Source organism: Methanosarcina sp. DH1 (assembly GCF_020804205.1).
GTDB classification, from domain to species: domain Archaea; phylum Halobacteriota; class Methanosarcinia; order Methanosarcinales; family Methanosarcinaceae; genus Methanosarcina; species Methanosarcina vacuolata.
This window is the reverse complement of the sequence record NZ_WJBJ01000011.1, coordinates 87,878-109,105: the sequence shown is the minus strand read 5'-3', so window position 1 is coordinate 109,105 and position 21,228 is coordinate 87,878. Positions and strand designations below refer to the sequence as shown.

The following is a 21,228-nucleotide window of genomic DNA, read 5'->3' as shown; positions in this document are numbered from 1 at the left end:
ATGTTAGAGAGAAAGGATGTTAGAGAGAAAGGTCTTATCCACTCGAGCACTTTCCTCTCAGGATATTTTCCTCCTCAAGTCACTTTCCTTTCAGACTACTTTTATCTCTTTCTCCAGCTTCTTTATCAATTCCCTTACCTGGATTGCCCGTTCGAAGTCCAGCCTGTCAGCAGCTTCCCTCATTTCAGTATCCAGTTCGATAATCATATTGGGAATATCGGTTTTCGGGATGTGTTTGGTGTCAGTGATATCCACGACCTTTTCCCGGATGGGTTTCCTGATAGTTTCCGGGACGATGCCGTGTTCCTTATTATAGGCAATCTGCATGGAGCGGCGGCGTTCTGTCTCTGTAACGGCACTTTTGATAGAATCCGTCATATTGTCGGCGTACAGGACAACCTTCGAGCTGGCGTTCCGGGCTGCGCGGCCTATGATCTGGATCAGGCTTTTTGAGTTTCTCAGGAAACCTTCCTTGTCCGCATCCAGGATGCCAATGAAACCCACTTCCGGAATATCAAGTCCCTCCCTGAGCAGGTTGATCCCGACAAGGACATCGAATTTGCCAAGGCGGAGCTCGCGGATAATCTCAGTTCTTTCCATCGTTTTAATGTCCGAGTGCAGGTAACGGGCTTTGATTTCATTCCTGGCAAGGTACTCAGTCAGTTCTTCTGCAAGCTTCTTTGTCAGGGTAGTTACAAGAGCACGGTCTCCCCTTTCCACAATCTTCCGTACTTCCTGCATAACGTCCCTTACCTGACCTTCAAGAGGACGAATTTCCACTTCAGGGTCGAGAAGTCCTGTAGGACGGATAATCTGCTCCACGATCTGAGCTGAATGCTCATGCTCATAGTCTGAAGGAGTCGCCGAAACAAAGATGACGTTTTTCATGTACTCCTCAAATTCATCGAACTTCAGAGGCCTGTTATCGTAGGCACTCGGAAGCCTGAACCCATAGTCAACAAGGTTCTTCTTCCTTGAGCGGTCTCCGTTGTACATCCCGTGAAGCTGAGGGATGGTCTGGTGACTCTCATCGATGACCATCAGGAAATCCTCAGGGAAATAGTCAAGCAGGCAGAAAGGCTGTTCTCCCGGTTGTCTGTGGTCAAAATGTCTTGAGTAGTTTTCAATACCCTTGCAACTGCCGGTTTCCTGAATCATGTCCATATCATAAATCGTGCGCTGCTTCAACCTGTGCGACTCAAGAAGACCAAGCTCAGGAAGATGTTCTTCAAGCTCTTCGAGGATGGACTGAATTGCACTTTTCTGCTCTTCCTCAGGAATTACATAGTGCCTTGCAGGATAAACAAAGAAATAGTCCATTTCTTCCGTTCGCTGACCGGTCTGCTTGTCCACTTCGGAAATCCGGTCGACCTCATCTCCGAAGAGCTCAATCCGGATAATATTGTCAAAGTATCCGGGAATAATATCAATGGTATCTCCTTTTACCCTGAAGCGCCCTGGCATAAGTTCAAGGTCGTTTCGCTCGAACTGGATTTCAACGAGCTTTTGCAGGATTTCTTTTCTAGGAACCTTATCTCCAACCTTTAATTCAAACCCCATTTTCTGGAAATTTTCAGGATTGCCAAGCCCGTAGATACAGGATACGGATGCCACTACAATAACATCCTGGCGTGACATCAGGGAAGCAGTAGCAGCAAGCCGCATTTGCTCGATCTTCGGGTTAATCTGAGCATCCTTTTCAATATACTGGTCTCTGGCAGGAAGATAGGACTCAGGCTGATAATAGTCGTAATAGGAAACAAAATACTCCACCCGGTTCTCAGGGAAGAACTCCCTGAACTCATTATAAAGCTGGGCGGCAAGGGTTTTATTGTGAGCAATAACGATGGTCGGTTTCCTGACCTGGTTTATAACGTTTGCAATGGTATAGGTCTTCCCTGACCCTGTTACCCCAAGCAGGGTCTGGTATCGCTCTCCTTCTTTCAGCCCCTCCACAAGTTTTTCGATTGCCTGCGGCTGGGAACCCTTCGGCTCAAAATCGGAAACCAGCTGGAACTGCGGGCTGTCCCAATATCGGGCATCTCGTAGTGTTTCGGATATTTTATTAGATACAGCTTGGGATGTCTTATCAGAAGATTTCATAGAACCAAAACCTTAAAATTCCGGAGATTTAAATGACGGACATATATACCAACAGTAGCAGTAACTAATTAATGATTTTTAGGAATCAATCATTTTTAGGAATCAATCATTTTTAGGAATCAATCATTTTTAGGAATCAATCATTTTTAGGAATCAATCATTTTTAGGAATCAATCATTTTTAGGAATCATAGATTTTTGCCTCAGCAAGCGGTTGTAGGTAATTGCAAACCTGTGGGCTTCGTCCCGGATCTCCTGGACAAAAAGAGAGGCTTTCTCGTCTTTTTTGATGGGAAGAGGAGACTTGATTCCGGGCACATAGATTTCTTCTTCCCGCTTGGCTATCGAGATAAGAGGAACCCTGATTTTGAGCGTTCTAAGTTCCTGAAAAGCTGAAGAAAGCTGTCCTTTTCCCCCATCTATAATAATAAGATCAGGCAGGTCATGCTTGTCCTCAAGCAAGCGGGAATAACGCCTTCGTACAACCTCGGCAATGGAAGCGAAATCATCAATTCCTTCAACACTCTCGATCTTGAAGCGGCGATAATTGTGTTTATCAGGCCTGCCCCCACGGAACTGGACCATTGAACCGACAGTAGCCGTGCCTGAAAGATGGGAGATGTCAAAACATTCTATGACATTCGGAAGTTTCGGAAGGGATAACTTACTTTGCAAGGCTTCGAGCTTTTTCCGGTCTCCAAAGAAACCGATCTCAACGTTTTTCAGGGCAAGGTCGAGAAGTTCCTTTTTCTCTCCCTGCTTCGGAACCGTAACTTTCACTTTTGTTCCTTTTACATGAGAGAAGAAATCGACAAGCGACTCTTCTAGAGGTTCGGGCAGGATCAGTTCTTCAGGCGGCTCGTTCTCGGAATAATACTGCACCAGGAATTCTTCCAGGAAATTTTCCCCGAAGGCAAAAACAAAGTCCTGCTTGTCCTCAAGCGTACCTTTGTAGACCTTGAAAAGCATGAGATAAACAGTATCATCCCTGACAATATAGTTCAGGATATCCTCGTTGTGCTTTTTCTGCCTCTCCATGTTTTGTTTTTCGTGAAGGTACTCAAGGGCTGCAATCTCATCCCTGAGAGCTATGGCTTGCTCGAATTGCTGCTTCGATGCCAATTCCCTCATTTCTGTTTCCATGGATTCTATGAGCTCTTTGATATTGCCTTTAAGAACAGAAGCAGCTTTCTTTACTTTCTCGGCATAGTCTTCCGCAGAAATTGCACCTATGCAGGGCCCGCTACATGCCGCTATATGGTATCTGAGGCAGGCCCGTTTAGGCATCTGTTTGCAGGTTCTGAGCTGGAAGGTCTTTCTTACAACCTCAAAAATATAATCTCTTTCCTTCGCCGAGACAAAGGGCCCAAAAAAACTTCCACTATCAGCCCTTTTCCGGGCAAGCCTGATCCTTGGAAACTTTTCATCAGTTAAATGAATGCAGGCATACCGTTTTGAGTCCTTAAGAGCAATATTATACCTTGGCCAGTGTTTTTTGATCAGGGTGTTTTCCAGAAGAAAAGCCTCTACTTCAGTGTTCGTGACAATAAAATCAAGGCTCATTACAGCCTCTATAAGGCTCGCGGTTTTTGGGTCGTGGTCTCGTTTCTGGAAATAGCTGCTCACCCGCTTTTTAAGGTCCTTTGCCTTGCCTACGTAAATCACAGTCCCTTCTTCGTTCTTGAAAAGATAACAGCCAGGCAGGTGAGGAAGAGCTTCCAGGTCAATCATTTTAAACCTCTTATTCAAGTTATGAAATCTTTGCAGAGAGCTTAAATCAGCTTAAATTACCCAGATCAACTTTAAACCAGTTTAGATCAACTTTAAACCAGTTTAGATCAACTGATCCTGAAACGTGTTATTGTCCTTATGTTTACTGTGCTTAAAACCTCTGGAGCCTTTGGAATCTTCCTCCAAGCCTTCTTCAAAGTCTTCGGAATCTTCCTCATTCTGATCGTCATTAAGATCTTCACAATCAACCTCAAACTCTCCACCCTCTTCGAAAACGGCCTCAAACTCTTCGCCTTCTTCAAAAACGGCCTCATAAGAATCTTCTCCCGAGATATCGAGATAAGACTGTGAAAGTTTAGGAGCAAGGAAGCGTGCAGTATAGCTTCCCTGAACTGTGGACACTTCTTCCGGGGTTCCTTCGGCAACAATTTCTCCGCCTGCGTTCCCGCCTTCGGGACCCAGGTCGATTATATAGTCTGCTGATTTGATTACATCCAGGTTATGCTCTATTACAACTACTGTGTTTCCTTTTTCCACAAGCCTGTTGAGAACTGTAATGAGTTTTTTGACGTCATGGAAGTGAAGACCGGTTGTAGGTTCATCAAGTAGGTAAATCGTTTTTCCGGTACACATTTTAGAGAGTTCTTTTGTCAGCTTGATCCTCTGGGCTTCCCCTCCAGAAAGCGTTGTTGAGCTCTGGCCGAGTTTGATGTAGCCCAGTCCAACTCTTATTAAAGTATCGAGTTTGCGTTTGATTGCAGGGATGTTTGCGAAGTGTTCGGCAGCCTCTTCGACAGTCATATCAAGGACTTCTGCAATCGACTTGCCCCTGTACTTTACTTCGAGAGTTTCCTGGTTGTAGCGTGTACCCTTGCATTCCTCACATTCTATATATACATCGGGCAGGAAGTTCATTTCGATTTTTATCAGCCCGTCTCCCTGGCAGGCTTCACAGCGTCCTCCTTTTACGTTGAAAGAAAAACGCCCACTTTTATAACCCCGGATTTTTGCTTCCTTGGTTTCAGCAAAGGTCTGTCTTATGGTATCAAAGACCTTGATATAGGTGGCAGGGTTTGAGCGAGGAGTCCTGCCAATAGGGCTCTGATCAATAACGATTACCTTATCGATCTCGGAATCAAAAACCAGCTCTTCATAGTCTCCCGGCGTTACATTTGATTTATTAATCTTCTTCGTCAAGGCCTTGTACAGGGTATCGTAAATTAACGTAGACTTTCCGGAGCCAGAAACACCTGTAACCACGGTCAGGACCCCTATTGGAATATTTACATCTATGTCCTTGAGGTTGTTTGCCCTGCATCCTTTAAGCCTGATGAATGCATCGCTGTGCCGGCGAAGAGCAGGCGGTTTTATCTGTTTTTCTCCTGAGAGGTACTGGCCTGTCAGAGATTCCGAGTTCTGTTCAATTTCTTCAGGTGTGCCTTCGGCTACTACATAACCTCCATGAACGCCTGCACCTGGCCCGATATCAAACACATAGTCCGCAGCCCGGATAGTATCTTCATCATGTTCCACGACTATCAGAGTATTTCCCAGATCCCGCAAGGTCTGGAGGGTCTGGATTAGTCGCTCGTTATCTCTCTGATGCAACCCTATTGAAGGCTCGTCGAGCACATAGAGCACGCCCATGAGGTTTGAGCCAATCTGAGTAGCCAGCCGGATTCGCTGTGCTTCTCCGCCTGAGAGAGTGCCTGCACCTCGCGAAAGGGTAAGATAGCCAAGCCCCACATGCTCTAAAAAACCGAGTCTGGAACGGATTTCCTTTAAGACTTGCTTTGCGATTTCTTTTTCCTTTTCCGAGAGCTCCACGTTTTCAAAAAACCTGATGCACTCCAGGATCGAGAGGTTGGCTATATCTACAATAGATTTCCCGCCGAATTTCACTGCAAGCACTTTTTCCTTCAGTCGCTTGCCTTCACATTTTGGGCAGGGCTTAACCTGCATGAATTTCTCAAGTTCCTTCCGACGGTACTCGGATTTTGTCTGTCTGTAAAGCCTCTCTGCCTGTGGGAGCAGCCCTTCCCAGGTGCCTTTGTGAGACCAGTAGGCATCCCCATTTTTCATGCTCATGCTGAACTGCATGAGCTCGTCCGAACCGTACATGAGAACATTATACTGTTCATCTGTGAGATCTTCAATAGGAGTAAATATGTCAAAACCAAAGTGTTTTGCCACGGCTGTCAGATACTGACTTCGGTAACCATCCAGGAAATTTCTGTATATGGCAACCGCACCGTCTGCAATACAGAGAGTTTTATTCGGAATAATGAGGTCAGGGTCAAACTCCATCTTAAACCCTAGCCCATTGCAGGCTTCACAGGCCCCGAAAGGACTGTTGAAAGAAAACATCCTGGGCTGGAGTTCTTCAAAAGCCATGCCGCAGACCGGACAGGCCATATTCGAGGAATAAAGGTGGTCTTTTCCTTCAGAATCAACTGCAATTAAGAGTCCTTCGGCTTTCTTGAGGGCGATTTCGCAGGCTTCGACAAGCCTTGAGCGGTCTTCTGAAGGGTCCAGCCGGTCAACCACGACTTCAATATCATGTTTTTTGTATCGGTCAAGGGTAATCTCGTCGTCAGTCCTGTGAATCTCGCCGTTTACCCTCATCCGCGCAAAGCCTTCACTGTTCAGTTCTCTGAAGAGCTGCTGGTATGTCCCTTTTTTCTGGCGGACTATAGGCGCAAGAATGGTAACCATGCCCTCACATTCCTTGCGAAGGTTGTCCGCAATTTTTTCAGGCGACTGGGCCTCAATTTTTATGTTGTGGGTCGGGCAGTGAGGTGTACCGACTCTTGCAAAAAGCAGCCTCAAGTAATCGTAAATTTCAGTGACTGTCCCTACCGTACTTCGGGGGTTTTTCGAGGTCGTTTTCTGTTCAATGGATATTGCCGGAGATAAGCCTTCGATGCTGTCCACATCCGGCTTGTTCATAAGCCCGAGGAACTGCCGCGCATAAGCCGAGAGTGACTCCACATAGCGCCGCTGCCCTTCGGCATAAACCGTGTCAAAAGCCAGGGTGGATTTTCCTGAGCCTGATACCCCTGTAATAACAATTAATTTATCCCGCGGGAGTTCCAACGTGATGTTTTTCAGGTTGTGTTCCCGTGCCCCTTTAATAATAATATTTTTCATTTTCCTTCTCTCGGGTTTTTGTCCAGTTGAATCGGTTAGGTGAAAATTTAAGGTTAGAGTAAATTCTGGATTCTTACATTAGAGTAAATTCCGGATTTTTACATCATAGTAAATTCCGGATTTTTACATCAGAGTAAATTTCAGATTTTATTAGAGCAAAGCCTGGATTTTTAAGTTAGATATCTAAAAATCCAGAAATAATATGAATTTATGAATTTTAAGAAACTTTTTTGAAAAACCTGAAGTTTATATTTACTTATCAAGCAGTTTTTTTCAGGCAGATAATTCCATGTATTATTATAAATAAGTAGTGATAATTACATGAAGTTGATTTCACTCCTCATATATATGACAATTTTCGGGTTCATGCTACCCCGTTTTTCGATACATACAGCAGAATGCAGACTTTTTATTAATAGAGTAATATAGTGTAGTGAAAGTATTCCGCGATAAACAACCGGTTTTTTGAATTTAGACTTAGTAGATTGCATTCATCGATATTGAATTGTATAGTGTTCTTATCTTCAATTTTTAATATGTTTGCCTTCAATACTTTCAGTCCAGAATGATCATTTTCTCTAAAACAAGAGTGAGTAAACTCGTCAAGTCAGAAACTTATTCCTAAAAAAGAATGATAAAAAACATCGGTAGACTGCATTTTCACGCTCGACGAAGGAGAGCGGCCTGTACAAGATGAAATCCAAAAAGAAGAAGTAGTTTTAACTTTTTTTCCATTTCCAGACATTTAAGTGGACATTTAAGTGATTTTTACCCTCTCAACTTGTTTATTATGAAACTAATTTATTTTGCAGGGATCAAAATTGAACAGCACTTTTTCTGCATTTCCTCTAAAGTAAGCTCTTTTAAATCCTGAATATGTTTGTGCATGAGCGGCGAAAATACATTTATTGTCGCTTTATTTTCTTCATCCGTGAGAATTTCTTTTAATTTTTCCTTGCCCTTACAGTTTTCTATCGTCTCAAGCAATTGAATGAATCTTATTCCTTCATTCTCTGAATTGCTGAGAATTTCATTTTCCTCGAAGATGTGAATAATTTTCGTTTTTAAAGGGACTTGCCCTGATTGTGTATCTCTTGAAGGACTAAAATCTGTGTTTATTGAAGCAAGCAAGACAAACTGTTCCATTACTTTGTCAACTGGTTTTATAATCCCTTCATCCTGCTTTTCATATGAATATTTGTCAAGTGTTGAAACAATTCCTGTAGAACCTCCAAGGATTTTTTTGTCGTCTTCAAGAGTAAAGATTCCATTTGCCATTATGAATGCTTTATTGCCGGAGCAGAGAGGATTATTTATGTCAGCTTTTGCTATTTCATAGAACCTTTCTGGTTTTGGGTTCGTCTGAGGTACGAGAATCACGTTGCAAGCAGAAATCAGGCGATTCCTTAAATCAGAATTCAGGTATTCATAACAGATCATTAATCCAAGGCGGAGATCATCCCGAAGTTTGAAAATATGATTGACTTTTCCAGCTTTCATCCCTTCACTGAAATAGAGTTCACGCTCTTCCCGTGCGCCAAGCAATTTTTCGTTGTGAACGATCTTTGAAGAAGGAAGTACAACAGGAGAGATATTTTTCCTCAAGTCTTCTTCTCCAAATTCCCTACAGAATAATTCTCCGTAATCTCCAAGCTGTCCTTCGGTCACATAATGGCTGCCTGCAACGACAATAATTTCGTTTTCGTCAGCGAATTCCTGTATTCTTTTGAGGAAATCAAAAGGTATGGAAAACTCGGGAAAAACCACAATATCTGCTTCATTCTTCACAGCATCCAGAATTGACATAACTTTACGATGATAAGCATTATCAGCTGTGATTTTAACAACAGAGTTTTCACCGTAAGCATGATACTTCAATTGAACAGCTGCAATTTTCAAATCCCTATCAACGCAGACACCATTTGAGCAGTCACATTGGAATATTCTGGTTTTGTTATCTCGTCCTACACTTTCAAAATAGTCAATCGGCCTTATAACCGGTTTTTTCTGCCCTGATGTTGTGAAATATATTTCATCCATGTCCTGCGGGAAATAGCCGATCTTGAGGTAGTCTATTTCAACCAAGTTGTTTTTGACTTCTTCGGGAACCAGGTTTCTGCTCATCAGAATTTTGTTACCCACTTTGATATTCAGTTTTCCTTTAATTTTAGTTGGATCGTCAAATATAACCTTCAGCTTCCAGTTTTCATATATCACGTTTGGGCTGAAAGGCTCCTCGATGTAATCTTTGAGCTTCTTTTGAACATGTCCAAAAAGATTTTCAAGCGCTTTGTATTCAATAGCTCTTATTTTTCCATCAAACTCTTCAAGATGCTTTTTGCGGCTCTTGACATCCTTTTCATCGAATATTTTTGCAATTTCTTCAAATGCACTGTTTATTCCTGGATCAATATTTTCAGGAAGGATTTCTATTACTTGATTAATCATTTCTTTAGCTTTAGAGCCATTTTCCTCTTCAAAAAGCTCTACATTTTCCAGAATTTTAAGCAACCCAATATAAATGCAGTAACAAACATTTGCCTTTTTGTAAGTTTCCTTCGCGTCCTTGAACTGATTTGTAGCCTGTTTGATCAACTCCAGATCCGGTTGCTCAGATCCAAGAGCTTCATTAACCAGTTTTCTTCCTTCAAGATAACAAACAGTAGAAGAAGCAATTTTTTCAACTTCTTCGTCATCCTCAATTTTCCCCAACTTTTCAATTGCCTTAATCGCCTTTTCGTATCCTTCTGCCCTTTTTTCCGAGTCTTTTTCCTCTCTAATATCCTTTATAACATAATCTACATAAGCACTGAGCCCAGCTTCCATGACCAGCTTCTTTTCATGCTTCAGCCCATATTTGCTAAAGAATTCCTTATTCTTTTTGCAGAGTTGGTAAGCTTCTTCCAGATACTTAATCTGGCGGTGAGAATTGGTTTCAGATTTTGCCTGTTCTGTATTTAACTCAATAAGCTTCATTATCGAATGGGACTTTCTACCTATCGTCAGGTATTGCATAGGTTCGGTGTAGATTCCAAGGGCGTTTTCGTACCTTTGTTTAGCCTCTTCAATGCGCCCCATACTTCTAAGCAAGGTTCCTAAATTGTTGAGTGTCCCTCCTACGTAAGATTGGTAAGAGACGTTGGCGGGGTCGGTTGCGAGGAGGGTTTCATAGATTTCGAGGGCGTTTTCGTACCGTTGTTTAGCCTCTTCAATGCGCCCCATATCAGAAAGCAAGGTTCCTAAATTGTTGAGTATCATTGCTACAGATGATTGGTAAGAGACGTTGGCGGGGTCGGTTGCGAGGAGGGTTTGCCTCATTTCAAGGGCGTTTTCGTACCGTTGTTTAGCCTCTTCAATGCGCCCCATATCAGAAAGCAAGGTTCCTAAATTGTTGAGTGTCCCTCCTACGTAAGATTGGTAAGAGACGTTGGCGGGGTCGGTTGCGAGGAGGGTTTCATAGATTTCGAGGGCGTTTTCGTACCGTTGTTTAGCCTCTTCAATGCGCCCCATATTTTTAAGCAAGTTTCCTAAATTGTTGAGTGTCCCTCCTACGTAAGATTGGTAAGAGACGTTGGCGGGGTCGGTTGCGAGGAGGGTTTGCCTCATTTCAAGGGCGTTTTCGTACCGTTGTTTAGCCTCTTCAATGCGCCCCATATTTTTAAGCAAGGTTCCTAAATTGTTGAGTATCATTGCTACAGATGATTGGTAAGAGACGTTGGCGGGGTCGGTTGCGAGGAGGGTTTGCCTCATTTCAAGGGCGTTTTCGTACCGTTGTTTAGCCTCTTCAATGCGCCCCATATTTTTAAGCAAGTTTCCTAAATTGTTGAGTGTCATTGCTACATCTGATTGGTAAGAGACGTTGGCGGGGTCGGTTGCGAGGAGGGTTTGCCTCATTTCGAGGGCGTTTTCGTACCGTTGTTTAGCCTCTTCAATGCGCCCCATATTTTTAAGCAAGGTTCCTAAATTGTTGAGTGTAGTTCCTACGTAAGATTGGTAAGAGACGTTGGCGGGGTCGGTTGCGAGGAGGGTTTGAGAAATTAAGAGAGACAATTCGTAGAAATTTTGCGCTTGAGAGAAACGTCCTATATTATGTAAGTTATACCCGAAAGTGAAAACATCGTCAAAGCTCTTCTGGAGGTTTGACTGAAAAAATTCGTTTTTGGGATCTTTTAAGAGAAGCTTTGCGGTTTCTTCGGCTTGTTTAACTTCTTTTAAAGCTTCTTCTAAGTTCCCTTCTTGCATTAAAGATAATGTCTTTTGAAAATGTCTGCCTGCTGAATCTCTCAAACTCTCCGACATAATAAAAGAATAAGTTAAGGATGGCTTAAACATTGTGTTTTTTTCTCGATGGAGTTGCAGCAAAAAGTGCACAAATAAGAGATTATTTGCTTTTCTTTCTTTGCATACGCGGAAAAGCCGCGCAGACAGCGTGTGGATAAGCTAAAAATTCTAAGTTAAAGTAAAGAGCCACAAATTTGAGAAAATTTCAAAAATACATGTTTGAGTAGCCAGGGAGTTATTCAAAAAAATGATAGCAGAAAGAATTATGAAAATTGAAGGGACATCTATGGAAAGTTGAAGGGACATCGATGAAAAGTTGGCTTTTTCGTTTTTTGATTGCTTATTGTCCGGGACTGGAGAGTAGCGTCTTTACGGGAGCAGAAAAGAGAAAATAGTTTCTTTAAAATATTTTAGTAGATCTATGTATAAGTAGAGAGAAGGTATCCTCTTCAAGTTGAGTAGAAATTAAGAGCTTTCCACTCAACTTGAAGAAGACACCTTGTTTTCTGAGTGTAACACTCTGTATGTTAGGAATTTTTGCAATATATACCGTCCCCATCATGCTAGATCAGGACTGTATGATTTAAGCTCTTGTCTTCCATTTTTATAAGAATATCATTAAACTTATGAATTATTTGAAAATTATAGAAAAAATAGTAAGTTAAGTCTCCAAATATTCACACTTTTTTTAAATACAATGTATGAGTTCTTTAAATGATTAACGTTTACAATAAAAAGACATCCATATATAAAACATATAACTTTTTGAAAATTTTCAAAATCGTTGACTATATTTATATATAACTGAAGTCTTGTTAATTTCGATGCTTCTTTTTGGACATATTGGGGTTACATTGGGAATATTTTTCGGACTTGGGTTTTTCATACCTCGGCTAAAGACTATTATAGATCCAAGGTACTTAGCCATTGGAGCTCTCTTGCCCGACTTAATAGACAAACCTTTAGGAATGGTTATCTTTGCTTCTACCTTTGAAAACGGACGCATTATAAGTCATACTCTATTATTCGTTCTTTCATTATTCCTGATGGCTTTGTATCTATATGAAAAGAAAAAAGATATCAAGGTTCTTAGCCTTGCTTCAGGTTCTTTCTTCCACCTTATGGAAGATCAGATGTGGGCAACTCCTAAAACTCTACTCTGGCCACTCCTGGGATGGAATTTCCCAAAAAGTCAGACGGATTTCAATGGGATTGAATACTTAACAAAACTGTTTGAAAAGTCGTTTACATTTCACATCTCGTTTTCTTCCGTTCCTGAAATTCTGGGGATGGGAATAATAGTTATTTTGGCTTTACACTGGTTAATAAAAGAATTTGGACAAAACAAATTTTAACAACAAAAACAGGCTCTTAAATTGAAAACAGAAAGGAATCTTCAACTCATCCCGGAATAAGGTGTACGGGATGAAGAAGATTCAGAAATACATTAAATTTAATTATTTAATTTTTTTAGAAACTCGCCAGGATAGCCATCATTTTCCATAAAATGCTGCTTTTCTAACTTTCAGGTTTGGCTCTTGAATCTTTTAAGATATCTGGAAATTGATTATAGCAACCTTTAGGAAAGTCCTTTTACAAAATACCCTCTAAATTACTTTCCCCCAGTGAATTGCTTTTTTTACAGAAATCCAAAAATGGAGAAAATTTATTGAAAATTTAAACATCACAACATATAAACAGTATAATATATAAACGATTTAAAATATAAAACTTTAACATATAAACGATTTAAAATATAAAACTTTAACATATAAACGATTTAAAATATAAAACTTTAACATATAAACGATTTAAAATATAAAACTTTAACATATAAACGATTTAAAATATAAAACTTTAACATATAAACGAGTTAATATATAAACGAGTTAATATATAAACGGATGAATATACAAATAATTTAACATATAAACAATTTAACATATAAATATTTTAAAATACTAAGATATCTAAAAATTTGTACTTTCAGAACTCGACACTTTTGGTAAAAATTAAAAATTATGAAATTGTAGTTAAGCGGTTCAGTCACTCAAGTCCTAATTATATAAAAGCTGTAGCAAGGAAATATAAGAACCGGTTTTTAGACTCAAATTTTAACGCTTAAAGAGGGATAGACATTGTTAAAAAAGTATAATTGTTTGACAAATAAGCCCAATAGGCACCTTGCCTTTTGTTTATGCCTGGTGATACTTGTCTCTCTAGCCTCACTTGGCTGCCTGGAGGCTTCAGGGCCTGAAAAGGGTACATTAGAGGATACGCAGGAAAATACGTCAGAAGATACACTAAAAGTCCAGATCCTGGCCATTAATGACCTTCACGGTCAGCTTGAGCCGTCCACCGGCAAAGTGGTTACGGGTTATAATGAGACCGAAGCTCCCATATGCGTTGATTCCGGAGGCATGGAGTATCTGGCCACTCACATAAAGGACCTCAGCTCTGAGAACCCCAATACATTTGTGGTATCAGCAGGCGATTCTATGGGTGCCAGCCCGCTTTTCTCAGCCCTGTTCCAGGATGAACCGACAATAAAAGCTCTCAATATGATGGGGCTCGACTTTTCAGCCGTAGGCAACCATGATCTGGACGAGGGGCTGGACGAGCTCATGCGCATTCAGAATGACAGCTACCAGCCGACAGATGGCAACTTGAGTAACTCCTCCTTTGAAGGAGCACATTTCCAGTTTCTGGCTGCAAATATAGTCAATGAGAGCACCAACGCCACAATATTCCCTGCCTATAACATTACCTACGTCCAGGGAGTTCCAATAGGGTTCATTGGAATTGCCCTAAAAGACACGCCATACATAGTGACTGCCTCCAAAGTGAAAGGGCTCAGGTTCCTGGACGAAGCCACGACCATTAATGAACAGGTCAAAAAGCTGAAGAGTATGGGAGTAAAAACCATAGTGGTGATCATCCATGATGGCGGTTCCCAGGATGGACTATATAACGAGAGCCTGAACATGAGCGGCCCGATTTTAGATGTCATCAATGCCACCGACGATGAAGTAGATGTTTTCATCACTGGCCATACCCATCAAGCTTACAATGCCGTTATTGACGGCCGTCTGGTGACAGAAGCCGGTTCAGCAGGTAATTTACTCACGGATATCGATCTGGTGATAAGCAACGAGACCTGTGATGTGATCGAGGAAAGGTCCAGAAATGTCATAGTTTCCAGAGACGTTCCTGAAGACTCCGAAATAAGCGAGCTGATAGAGGAATATGAATCTCAGGTTGCACCCCTTGCGGATCGGGTGATCTGTAACATCACAGAGAATATTACAAGTACAGCCAGTGATTCAGGTGAATCTGCTCTGGGCGACGTCATAGCCGATGCTCAGTTATATGCTACTTCTAACTCAAGCAATGGCGGTGCTGTTATAGCTTTCACGAACCCAGGCGGTATTCGTACAGACCTGGTATATGACCAAATTAGCGGTGAGGAACTTCCCGGCCAGGTTACTTATGGAGAAGCCTTCAGTGTCCAGCCTTTTGGAAACGACCTGGTCACAATGACATTAAACGGCACTCAGATCGACGCCTTGCTGGAACAGCAGTTTGACAACCCATCCCCTGGCAGTAAGCGAATATTGCAGGTCTCAAAAGGCTTTAGTTATACCTGGAACGAAAGCGCCCCCATAGGCGAAAAGGTCGATATATCCAGTATAAAAATCAATGGAACTTCTATCGATCCGAGCAGTACTTACCGCGTAACAATGAATGGATTCCTGGCTGACGGAGGAGATAATTTCTCTGTAATGAAAGAAGGGACCGATAGGATGGTAGGATCTCCAGACTTAGATGCATTTGTCAATTACCTGGAGACCTTTTCTCCTCTGGCCCCCGGATCTGAGAATCGCATAGTTCTGGAAAAATAAGAATATAGAAGAATATCGGGAAGAAGATATGGAAGAATATAAAAAGATAGAGGGAAAAATATAGAAAAATATAGAGAAGAAGATAGAGAAAAAGATAGAGAAGAAGATAGGGAAGAATAATATGGAAGAATATAGAGAAGTGAACTACCAATCCGGCAGTTTTCCCTGCCGGGATATTTTTTACTGACAACTTCCTTCCCACCCTGAATAGACTGTTTGACAACAACTGGCAATCAAAGTTGGGGTGGTGCATCCCGATGCCAGGCAAGGAAGTATTAGATTGAAATAGATCCAGCAACGGAACTGAACTGGGTAGCCTATCTTTTGCCTGATCTTCAAAGGTTCACCGCATAACCTCAAAGCAGGGTGAGCTGCTAACAGGTACTGTCTTGTAGACTCAAATGCAGTTTTGAGACAGGTTGTTGTAACAGCTTTTTTCATTTTTTCTCTATAAAACCATGTTTCTTCAAAAATTACTTTACAACACATGGTGCTATATTCATACCCTTTGATTCCTTATGCACTCTTGTCCACCATGCCCTAATTTATTGCTTCTATACATGCGTATTTTCTTTTATCGTTCTCGTTCAAAGTTTCAAAAATTCTCTCATTTTTGTTCGATTTCTTCTGGATACTTTTGACCATTTTCAGGTAAATGGAAACATTGTACGTTTTATATAGCTGGAGAGTATATTTTGTTCGAATAATTTAAGGTTCAATAGCCCTTGTGCTGTGAAGCTTTAGGTAGCGGAATCCTTGATTTTCAAAGTGTGGAGGAGTGTGGCAATGAATATCACATTAATTGGCATGGCCGGAGCGGGGAAAAGTACTATCGGGAGAGCTCTTGCGAAGCGCCTTGGCTATACTTTTATCGATGTGGATCACCTGATAAGGGAAAGCACCGGAATGCCCCTCCAGAATCTAATTGATAAAGAGGGAGATTCGGCTTTTATCAGATTTGAAGAAGAAGCCATTCTAAAGCTTGGGCAGGTGGACAGGAGCGTTATTTCTCCTGGCGGGAGTGTAATCTATTCAGAAAAAGCCATGACTCATTTAAAAAAAATCTCAAAAATAATCTTCCTGGACGCTGCTTTTAGAAGCATTGCCAGAAGGCTTCCCAATGCAAGAAAAAGAGGTATTGTAGGACTCAGGGACAGGAGCCTGAAAGAGCTTTTTGAAGAAAGGAAGGTCTTTTATCAGAAATATGCTGATTTTTCAATAAAGCTCAAAGGGAGAGAAAATATTCAGGAAATTGCTGAAAAGATTGTTGAGTTATGTTTTGAGGAGAGTACCTGAAATTGTGGCTTAAACTGGGTTATTAAGGTTTGCAGTTGTGTTTTAATATGAATTGCTTTTTCGAGGTCGAGATTTTTAGATTTATCCATTTTAAATTTTCTCTCAGAGTCTCTAACTTTAAGAATAGCTTCTTTTAAGGACATTTTCATTCAGGAACGGTTTTATTTAAGAACAATCGGCTTTATGGATGACATACTTTAAGGACAGTTTACTTTAAAGCAGTTCAGATACATGGTTTACCTCATTAATAGCCTGTTAGAGCAGCTTACTTAAAACAATAATAGCCTGTTAGAACAGCTTACTTAAAACAATAATAGCCTGTTAGAACGGCTTACTTAAAACAATAATAGCCTGTTAGAACGGCTTACTTAAAACAATAATAGCCTGTTAGAACGGCTTACTTAAAACAATAGTTTACTTTATTAGCAATCAGGTCTTCAATCTGAGCAAAATCTCTCAGTTTATAACGTTTAAGCATCGGCCTGCAGGAAAAAAGGTCCGAGCAGCAGGAGACATAAAATGGCATCAAGTCGTTTCATAATTACGGTTATAGGCAGCGACCGGGTAGGAATTGTTGCCAGGATCACTACTGTGATGGCAAGTTTCAATGTAAATATTGTTGACATTACTCAGACTATCATGCAGGATATATTTACCATGATTATGCTTGCAGAAGCTCCACAGGAGAATTTCGACCTTGCAGCTTTCCAGGAGGCTATGAGTGCCGAGGGAAAGAGCCTCGGAGTTGAGGTCAAGGTACAGCACGAAGACGCATTCCGTTTCATGCACAGGATCTGATCTGGAGACTATCTGAAAATGATCTGGAAAATGATCTGGAAAATTAATCTGTCTGGAATGAGAGGTAATTTTTCATGTATATAAACCCAAAAGAAATTCTGGAAACAATCCAGATGGTCAGGATGGAACATCTCGACATCAGAACCGTAACAATGGGTATCAGCCTGAGGGACTGCAGCCATCCTGATATTGAGGTTTTCAATGAGAATATCTACGAAAAGATAACCACCCGTGCAAAAGAACTTGTGTGTACAACGAATGAAATCCAGAGCCTCTATGGAATTCCAATAATCAATAAGCGAATCTCAGTAACTCCAATAGCTGTGGCAGCCGAAAGTTGCAGGTCTCCTGATTTTGTTTCCATTGCAAAAACCATGGACGAAGCTGCAAAAGACGCACAGGTAGACTTTATAGGAGGTTTCAGTGCCCTTGTCCACAAAGGCGCAACCGTTGGGGATCTAAAGCTTATCAATTCCATTCCTGAAGCTCTTAAAAGCACGGAAAAGGTCTGCTCGTCGGTAAATGTTGCCACTACAAAAACCGGGATCAATATGGATGCAGTTGGCCTGATGGGCAGCATCATTAAAAAGACTGCGGATTTGACTGCGGATAAGGATGGGATAGGCTGTGCCAAGCTTGTGGTCTTTGCAAATGCCCCTGAAGACAATCCCTTTATGGCAGGAGCCTTTCACGGAATCGGTGAACCTGAATGCGTTATCAACGTTGGGGTCAGTGGGCCTGGCGTTGTGAATGCTGCAATCCGCGAGCTTGAAAAACCGAATCTTACAGAAATTTCGGAGACAATCAAAAAGACAGCCTTTAAAATAACCCGCATGGGAGAAATGGTAGGTCGGGAGGTTTCTCGAAGGCTTGGAGTCGAATTCGGGATTCTTGACCTTTCCCTGGCTCCGACGCCTGCAATTGGGGACAGCGTTGCTGCGATTCTTGAAGCAATGGGACTTGAACGCTGTGGGGCTCACGGAACGACTGCAGCCCTTGCCCTGCTGAATGATGCCGTAAAAAAAGGCGGAGCAATGGCTTCCTCCTCAGTAGGAGGCCTGAGTGGGGCTTTTATCCCTGTCAGTGAGGATGCGGGCATGATCGAAGCCGTAAGGGCCGGAGCCCTCAGCCTGGAAAAGCTTGAAGCCATGACCAGCGTCTGCTCGGTCGGCCTTGATATGATCGCAGTTCCTGGTGATACTCCTGCTTCCACCCTTTCGGCTATTATCGCTGACGAGATGGCCATAGGAGTCATAAATAGAAAAACAACGGCAGTCAGAGTTATCCCGGCTCCTGGAAAAGGGGTTGGAGATTCCGTAGAATTCGGCGGCCTGCTTGGAAATGCTCCTATTATGCCGGTAAGTGATTTCAGTTCCGAAGTTTTCGTAAAACGGGGGGGAAGAATCCCGGCTCCTATACAGTCACTTACAAACTGAAGGGTGAACCAGCCGGTAAATCCGGCACCTTATTTTTTGTTTTTCGAAAGCGGGTCGACAAGCAATCAGGCATTTTTCAATATGGAGCTACTGATTTTTGTCATGGAATAATATATACAGGGCATTTTTTTGAAAATGTTTTGGCTTAAATGTTTTGGCTTAAATGTTTTGGCTTATAATTTTTTGTCCGGAAATAATATTTGCTTGAACACAATTTTTTGTATAATTAATTTAAAATAATTTACGCTACTCGTATATCCTGGAGTAAGGGATAAATGGGGTATCATCGAATAAATGAATATCCTGAGGCCGCTGATCCTTCTCTTCGAATAAACGTGTTTGGGGGAACATAATATTTCGGAGAGGCTGTATTGGGGGATGCAGTAAGTGGATTCAGCGCCTCAAGTGGATTCGGCGCTTCAAGTGGATTCAGCGTTTCATATTCAGCGTTTCAAGTAGATTCAGCGTTTCAAGTGTATTCAGCGTTTCAAGTGTATTCAGCGCCTCTGGACTTCTTCTTGCTGTTCTTTTGATTTGTTTTTGATTTGTTTATACTTTTAATTGAAGAATTCAGGATACAAAGCTCCGAGTTCCGCTTGAAAGCCGGTATCTGGACCTTAAGGAGGGCATAGCAACGAGTAGAACTGCACTGAAAACGTATATCACATCCGGACACAGTGCCTGTCCGGGTTGCTGTGATGCTTTTGCTGCAAAATTTACACTCATGGGAGCAGGTCCTGACAGTATTGTTGTCAACCCTACTGGCTGCCTGGAAGTTACAAGTACGCCTTTTCCGCGTTCTTCATGGCAGGTTCCCTGGATCCACTCCCTTTTTGAAAATGGAGCTTCAGTGGCTTCAGGTATTGAAGCTGGCTTAAAAGCCCTTGGTAAAAAGAAAGATACTAAAATTATAGTTATTGCAGGCGACGGTGCCACGATGGATATAGGCTTCGGGGCTATTTCAGGTGCGTTTGAGCGGGGCCACGACTTTACTTATATCTGTATGGACAACGAAGCCTACATGAACACCGGAGTCCAGCGCAGCAGTGGAACGCCCTATGGCGCGAGCACAACGACCACTCCAGCCGGAAAATTCTCCTTTGGGAACCCTTTTCCTAAAAAGAATATGCCTGCCATTATAGCAGCTCATGACTCTCCATATGTGGCCACGACCTCCATAGGTTTCCCAAGAGACATGATTCGTAAGGTCAAAAAGGCAACTGAAGTCATAGGCCCTACCTATATCCATGCTCATGCTCCGTGTACAACAGGCTGGGGTTTTGATACCTCAAAGACTCTGGAGATCGCCAAACTCGCAGTTGAAACCTGCCTCTGGCCCATGTATGAGATGGAAAACGGGGAAATTACCCAGGTTAGAAAAATTAAGAACCCAAGGCCGGTCGAAGAATACCTGAAAGTCCAGAAAAGGTTCAAACATCTCTTCACCATGGAAGGCGGTGAAGAAGAAATAAAGAAGATTCAGGCCATGGCGAACTGGAATATAAAACATTTCGGGCTTCAGTGAAAAATGAAGTTCTTGTATCATGAATTTTTATTTCGAATTTACCCAGAGCGCCCTCATCGTTTCCCTTATTGCTTCGATATTTTTTATATTATCTTCATCATTTATGATATCAAGTTCATTAAAGGATTCAAGAGCTATCTTAGCTGCAATTGAGGCATCGTTCAGATACTTGCTCCCTGCATAGCTCACAATGGTCTGGAGGGCAGAAGATGCCTGGAAAACCGCACTTTCCATGTTTTCGTCCTCAGCTTTTTTCCCAACTTCTTCAATAGAACCTGCTATACTTCTCACCGTGTCCTGAAGGTTTTCTTGCATGGCTTCAGCAGCCATCTCCTGAAGCATAAGCTCTACTCCCACTGCAGCTTCCTCAAGGTTTTTCTGGGCAGTAAGTTTTCCAATATCCCCAAGGCATGAGATACATATTGCCGTATTTTCCGAAAGATTTGGAAACTTCACCCTGGTAACTGCTTTTCCGATTTCTCCAAGCCCGATTATAACTGCCATGGTTTCTCTTTCATTATTGAGAAGAGCTGCCGTATTTCCGCTTTTCCCGAGTACTGAAGCTGCGAGTTTGGCTACCGTTTCCATTTGCTGTTCGGCAGCTGTTTTTCCTATAGCTCCAAATGAAAGTAGCACCCTGATAGTTGTGTCCTGCATATTCTGCTCTATGGAGCGCTGCAACAGCCTTTCAAGGGCGCGGATGGCATTAACTGCGGCATTCTCCATGCCCTGGAGAGTGGCAGCTTTTCCGATTTCCTTTATGGAAACTACAGTTTTTTCAGCTTCTGGTTCTTTTCTCTCATTCAGATAATCTGTGCCGATTTCGGTCAGAAAATTAAGGGCCTTACTAACTCCTTCGTCAAACCCTTCATTAATGGAATTAAAACCCATACTTACCATTTTGTCTTCTTCCTTTGAAAACATGGCATAAGACTCCTTTTCAGCTTTTAGACCTTCTCATAAAAGACTTGCGAGAAGAGTTTCAGTACACGTTTTTCTTAAAAAAT

General features: G+C 41.9%; 13 protein-coding genes. 6 read left to right on the top strand and 7 right to left on the bottom strand.

Features of this window, described 5'->3' with window-relative positions; all coding sequences use genetic code 11:
- Nucleotides 1-90 precede the first annotated feature (90 nt).
- The 4 genes from uvrB to FXW07_RS06230 all read right to left on the bottom strand — a co-directional run bounded on the left by uvrB (nucleotide 91) and on the right by FXW07_RS06230 (nucleotide 11,225).
- A complete protein-coding gene (gene uvrB / locus FXW07_RS06245) occupies nucleotides 91-2,103 on the bottom strand; it encodes an excinuclease ABC subunit UvrB (protein WP_229394687.1) in 2,013 nt (670 codons plus the stop codon).
- A 170-nt stretch (nucleotides 2,104-2,273) separates the two neighbouring features.
- Nucleotides 2,274-3,833, bottom strand: coding sequence for an excinuclease ABC subunit UvrC (gene uvrC, locus FXW07_RS06240; protein WP_229394686.1), 1,560 nt, complete (start codon nucleotides 3,831-3,833; stop codon nucleotides 2,274-2,276).
- 102 nt (nucleotides 3,834-3,935) lie between these two features.
- Nucleotides 3,936-6,983: an excinuclease ABC subunit UvrA gene (uvrA, locus tag FXW07_RS06235; protein ID WP_229394685.1), complete on the bottom strand. Its 3,048-nt coding sequence runs from the start codon at nucleotides 6,981-6,983 to the stop codon at nucleotides 3,936-3,938.
- Between the two features lie 801 nt (nucleotides 6,984-7,784).
- A complete protein-coding gene (locus FXW07_RS06230; protein WP_229394684.1) occupies nucleotides 7,785-11,225 on the bottom strand; it encodes a tetratricopeptide repeat protein in 3,441 nt (1,146 codons plus the stop codon).
- An 863-nt stretch (nucleotides 11,226-12,088) separates the two neighbouring features.
- Here FXW07_RS06230 and FXW07_RS06225 point away from each other — a divergent pair.
- Together FXW07_RS06225 and FXW07_RS06220 are read left to right on the top strand one after the other, a co-directional pair.
- Nucleotides 12,089-12,619: a metal-dependent hydrolase gene (locus FXW07_RS06225; protein ID WP_229394683.1), complete on the top strand. Its 531-nt coding sequence runs from the start codon at nucleotides 12,089-12,091 to the stop codon at nucleotides 12,617-12,619.
- Between the two features lie 783 nt (nucleotides 12,620-13,402).
- A complete protein-coding gene (locus FXW07_RS06220) occupies nucleotides 13,403-15,166 on the top strand; it encodes a bifunctional metallophosphatase/5'-nucleotidase (RefSeq protein ID WP_229394682.1) in 1,764 nt (587 codons plus the stop codon).
- Between the two features lie 180 nt (nucleotides 15,167-15,346).
- Here the strand turns inward: FXW07_RS06220 and FXW07_RS06215 are convergent, their stop codons facing one another.
- The gene (locus FXW07_RS06215; protein WP_229394681.1) at nucleotides 15,347-15,607 is read right to left on the bottom strand and encodes a hypothetical protein; all 261 of its coding nucleotides are present in this window, start codon (nucleotides 15,605-15,607) and stop codon (nucleotides 15,347-15,349) included.
- A gap of 345 nt (nucleotides 15,608-15,952) precedes the next feature.
- Between FXW07_RS06215 and FXW07_RS06210 the strand changes: the two genes are divergently transcribed.
- The 3 genes from FXW07_RS06210 (at nucleotide 15,953) to FXW07_RS06200 (ending at nucleotide 18,696) form a co-directional block, all read left to right on the top strand.
- A complete protein-coding gene (locus FXW07_RS06210; RefSeq protein ID WP_048120969.1) occupies nucleotides 15,953-16,462 on the top strand; it encodes a shikimate kinase in 510 nt (169 codons plus the stop codon).
- 519 nt (nucleotides 16,463-16,981) lie between these two features.
- Nucleotides 16,982-17,260 carry an ACT domain-containing protein gene (locus FXW07_RS06205; protein WP_048156237.1) on the top strand — a complete coding sequence of 93 codons (279 nt, stop codon included), beginning with the start codon at nucleotides 16,982-16,984 and terminating at the stop codon, nucleotides 17,258-17,260.
- A 74-nt stretch (nucleotides 17,261-17,334) separates the two neighbouring features.
- Nucleotides 17,335-18,696, top strand: coding sequence for a PFL family protein (locus tag FXW07_RS06200; RefSeq protein WP_229394680.1), 1,362 nt, complete (start codon nucleotides 17,335-17,337; stop codon nucleotides 18,694-18,696).
- A gap of 570 nt (nucleotides 18,697-19,266) precedes the next feature.
- Here the strand turns inward: FXW07_RS06200 and FXW07_RS06195 are convergent.
- The gene (locus FXW07_RS06195; RefSeq protein ID WP_229394679.1) at nucleotides 19,267-19,422 is read right to left on the bottom strand and encodes a hypothetical protein; all 156 of its coding nucleotides are present in this window, start codon (nucleotides 19,420-19,422) and stop codon (nucleotides 19,267-19,269) included.
- Here FXW07_RS06195 and FXW07_RS06190 point away from each other — a divergent pair.
- The gene (locus FXW07_RS06190) at nucleotides 19,421-20,221 is read left to right on the top strand and encodes a thiamine pyrophosphate-dependent enzyme (protein ID WP_229394678.1); all 801 of its coding nucleotides are present in this window, start codon (nucleotides 19,421-19,423) and stop codon (nucleotides 20,219-20,221) included. The genes FXW07_RS06195 and FXW07_RS06190 overlap by 2 nt on opposite strands.
- Nucleotides 20,222-20,248: 27 nt before the next feature.
- Here FXW07_RS06190 and FXW07_RS06185 read toward each other — a convergent pair whose 3' ends face one another.
- The gene (locus tag FXW07_RS06185; RefSeq protein ID WP_229394677.1) at nucleotides 20,249-21,145 is read right to left on the bottom strand and encodes a hypothetical protein; all 897 of its coding nucleotides are present in this window, start codon (nucleotides 21,143-21,145) and stop codon (nucleotides 20,249-20,251) included.
- Nucleotides 21,146-21,228: the final 83 nt, after the last annotated feature.

Excerpts from the sequence above, each read along its gene's own strand:
- uvrB (WP_229394687.1), bottom strand. The coding sequence starts at position 2,103 with ATGAAATCTTCTGATAAGACATCCCAAGCTGTATCTAATAAAATATCC.
- uvrC (WP_229394686.1), bottom strand. The coding sequence starts at position 3,833 with ATGATTGACCTGGAAGCTCTTCCTCACCTGCCTGGCTGTTATCTTTTC.
- uvrA (WP_229394685.1), bottom strand. The coding sequence starts at position 6,983 with ATGAAAAATATTATTATTAAAGGGGCACGGGAACACAACCTGAAAAAC.
- FXW07_RS06230 (WP_229394684.1), bottom strand. The coding sequence starts at position 11,225 with ATGCAAGAAGGGAACTTAGAAGAAGCTTTAAAAGAAGTTAAACAAGCC.
- FXW07_RS06225 (WP_229394683.1), top strand. The coding sequence starts at position 12,089 with ATGCTTCTTTTTGGACATATTGGGGTTACATTGGGAATATTTTTCGGA.
- FXW07_RS06215 (WP_229394681.1), bottom strand. The coding sequence starts at position 15,607 with ATGAAAAAAGCTGTTACAACAACCTGTCTCAAAACTGCATTTGAGTCT.
- FXW07_RS06210 (WP_048120969.1), top strand. The coding sequence starts at position 15,953 with ATGAATATCACATTAATTGGCATGGCCGGAGCGGGGAAAAGTACTATC.
- FXW07_RS06205 (WP_048156237.1), top strand. The coding sequence starts at position 16,982 with ATGGCATCAAGTCGTTTCATAATTACGGTTATAGGCAGCGACCGGGTA.
- FXW07_RS06200 (WP_229394680.1), top strand. The coding sequence starts at position 17,335 with ATGTATATAAACCCAAAAGAAATTCTGGAAACAATCCAGATGGTCAGG.
- FXW07_RS06190 (WP_229394678.1), top strand. The coding sequence starts at position 19,421 with ATGGGAGCAGGTCCTGACAGTATTGTTGTCAACCCTACTGGCTGCCTG.
- FXW07_RS06195 (WP_229394679.1), bottom strand. The coding sequence starts at position 19,422 with ATGAGTGTAAATTTTGCAGCAAAAGCATCACAGCAACCCGGACAGGCA.
- FXW07_RS06185 (WP_229394677.1), bottom strand. The coding sequence starts at position 21,145 with ATGTTTTCAAAGGAAGAAGACAAAATGGTAAGTATGGGTTTTAATTCC.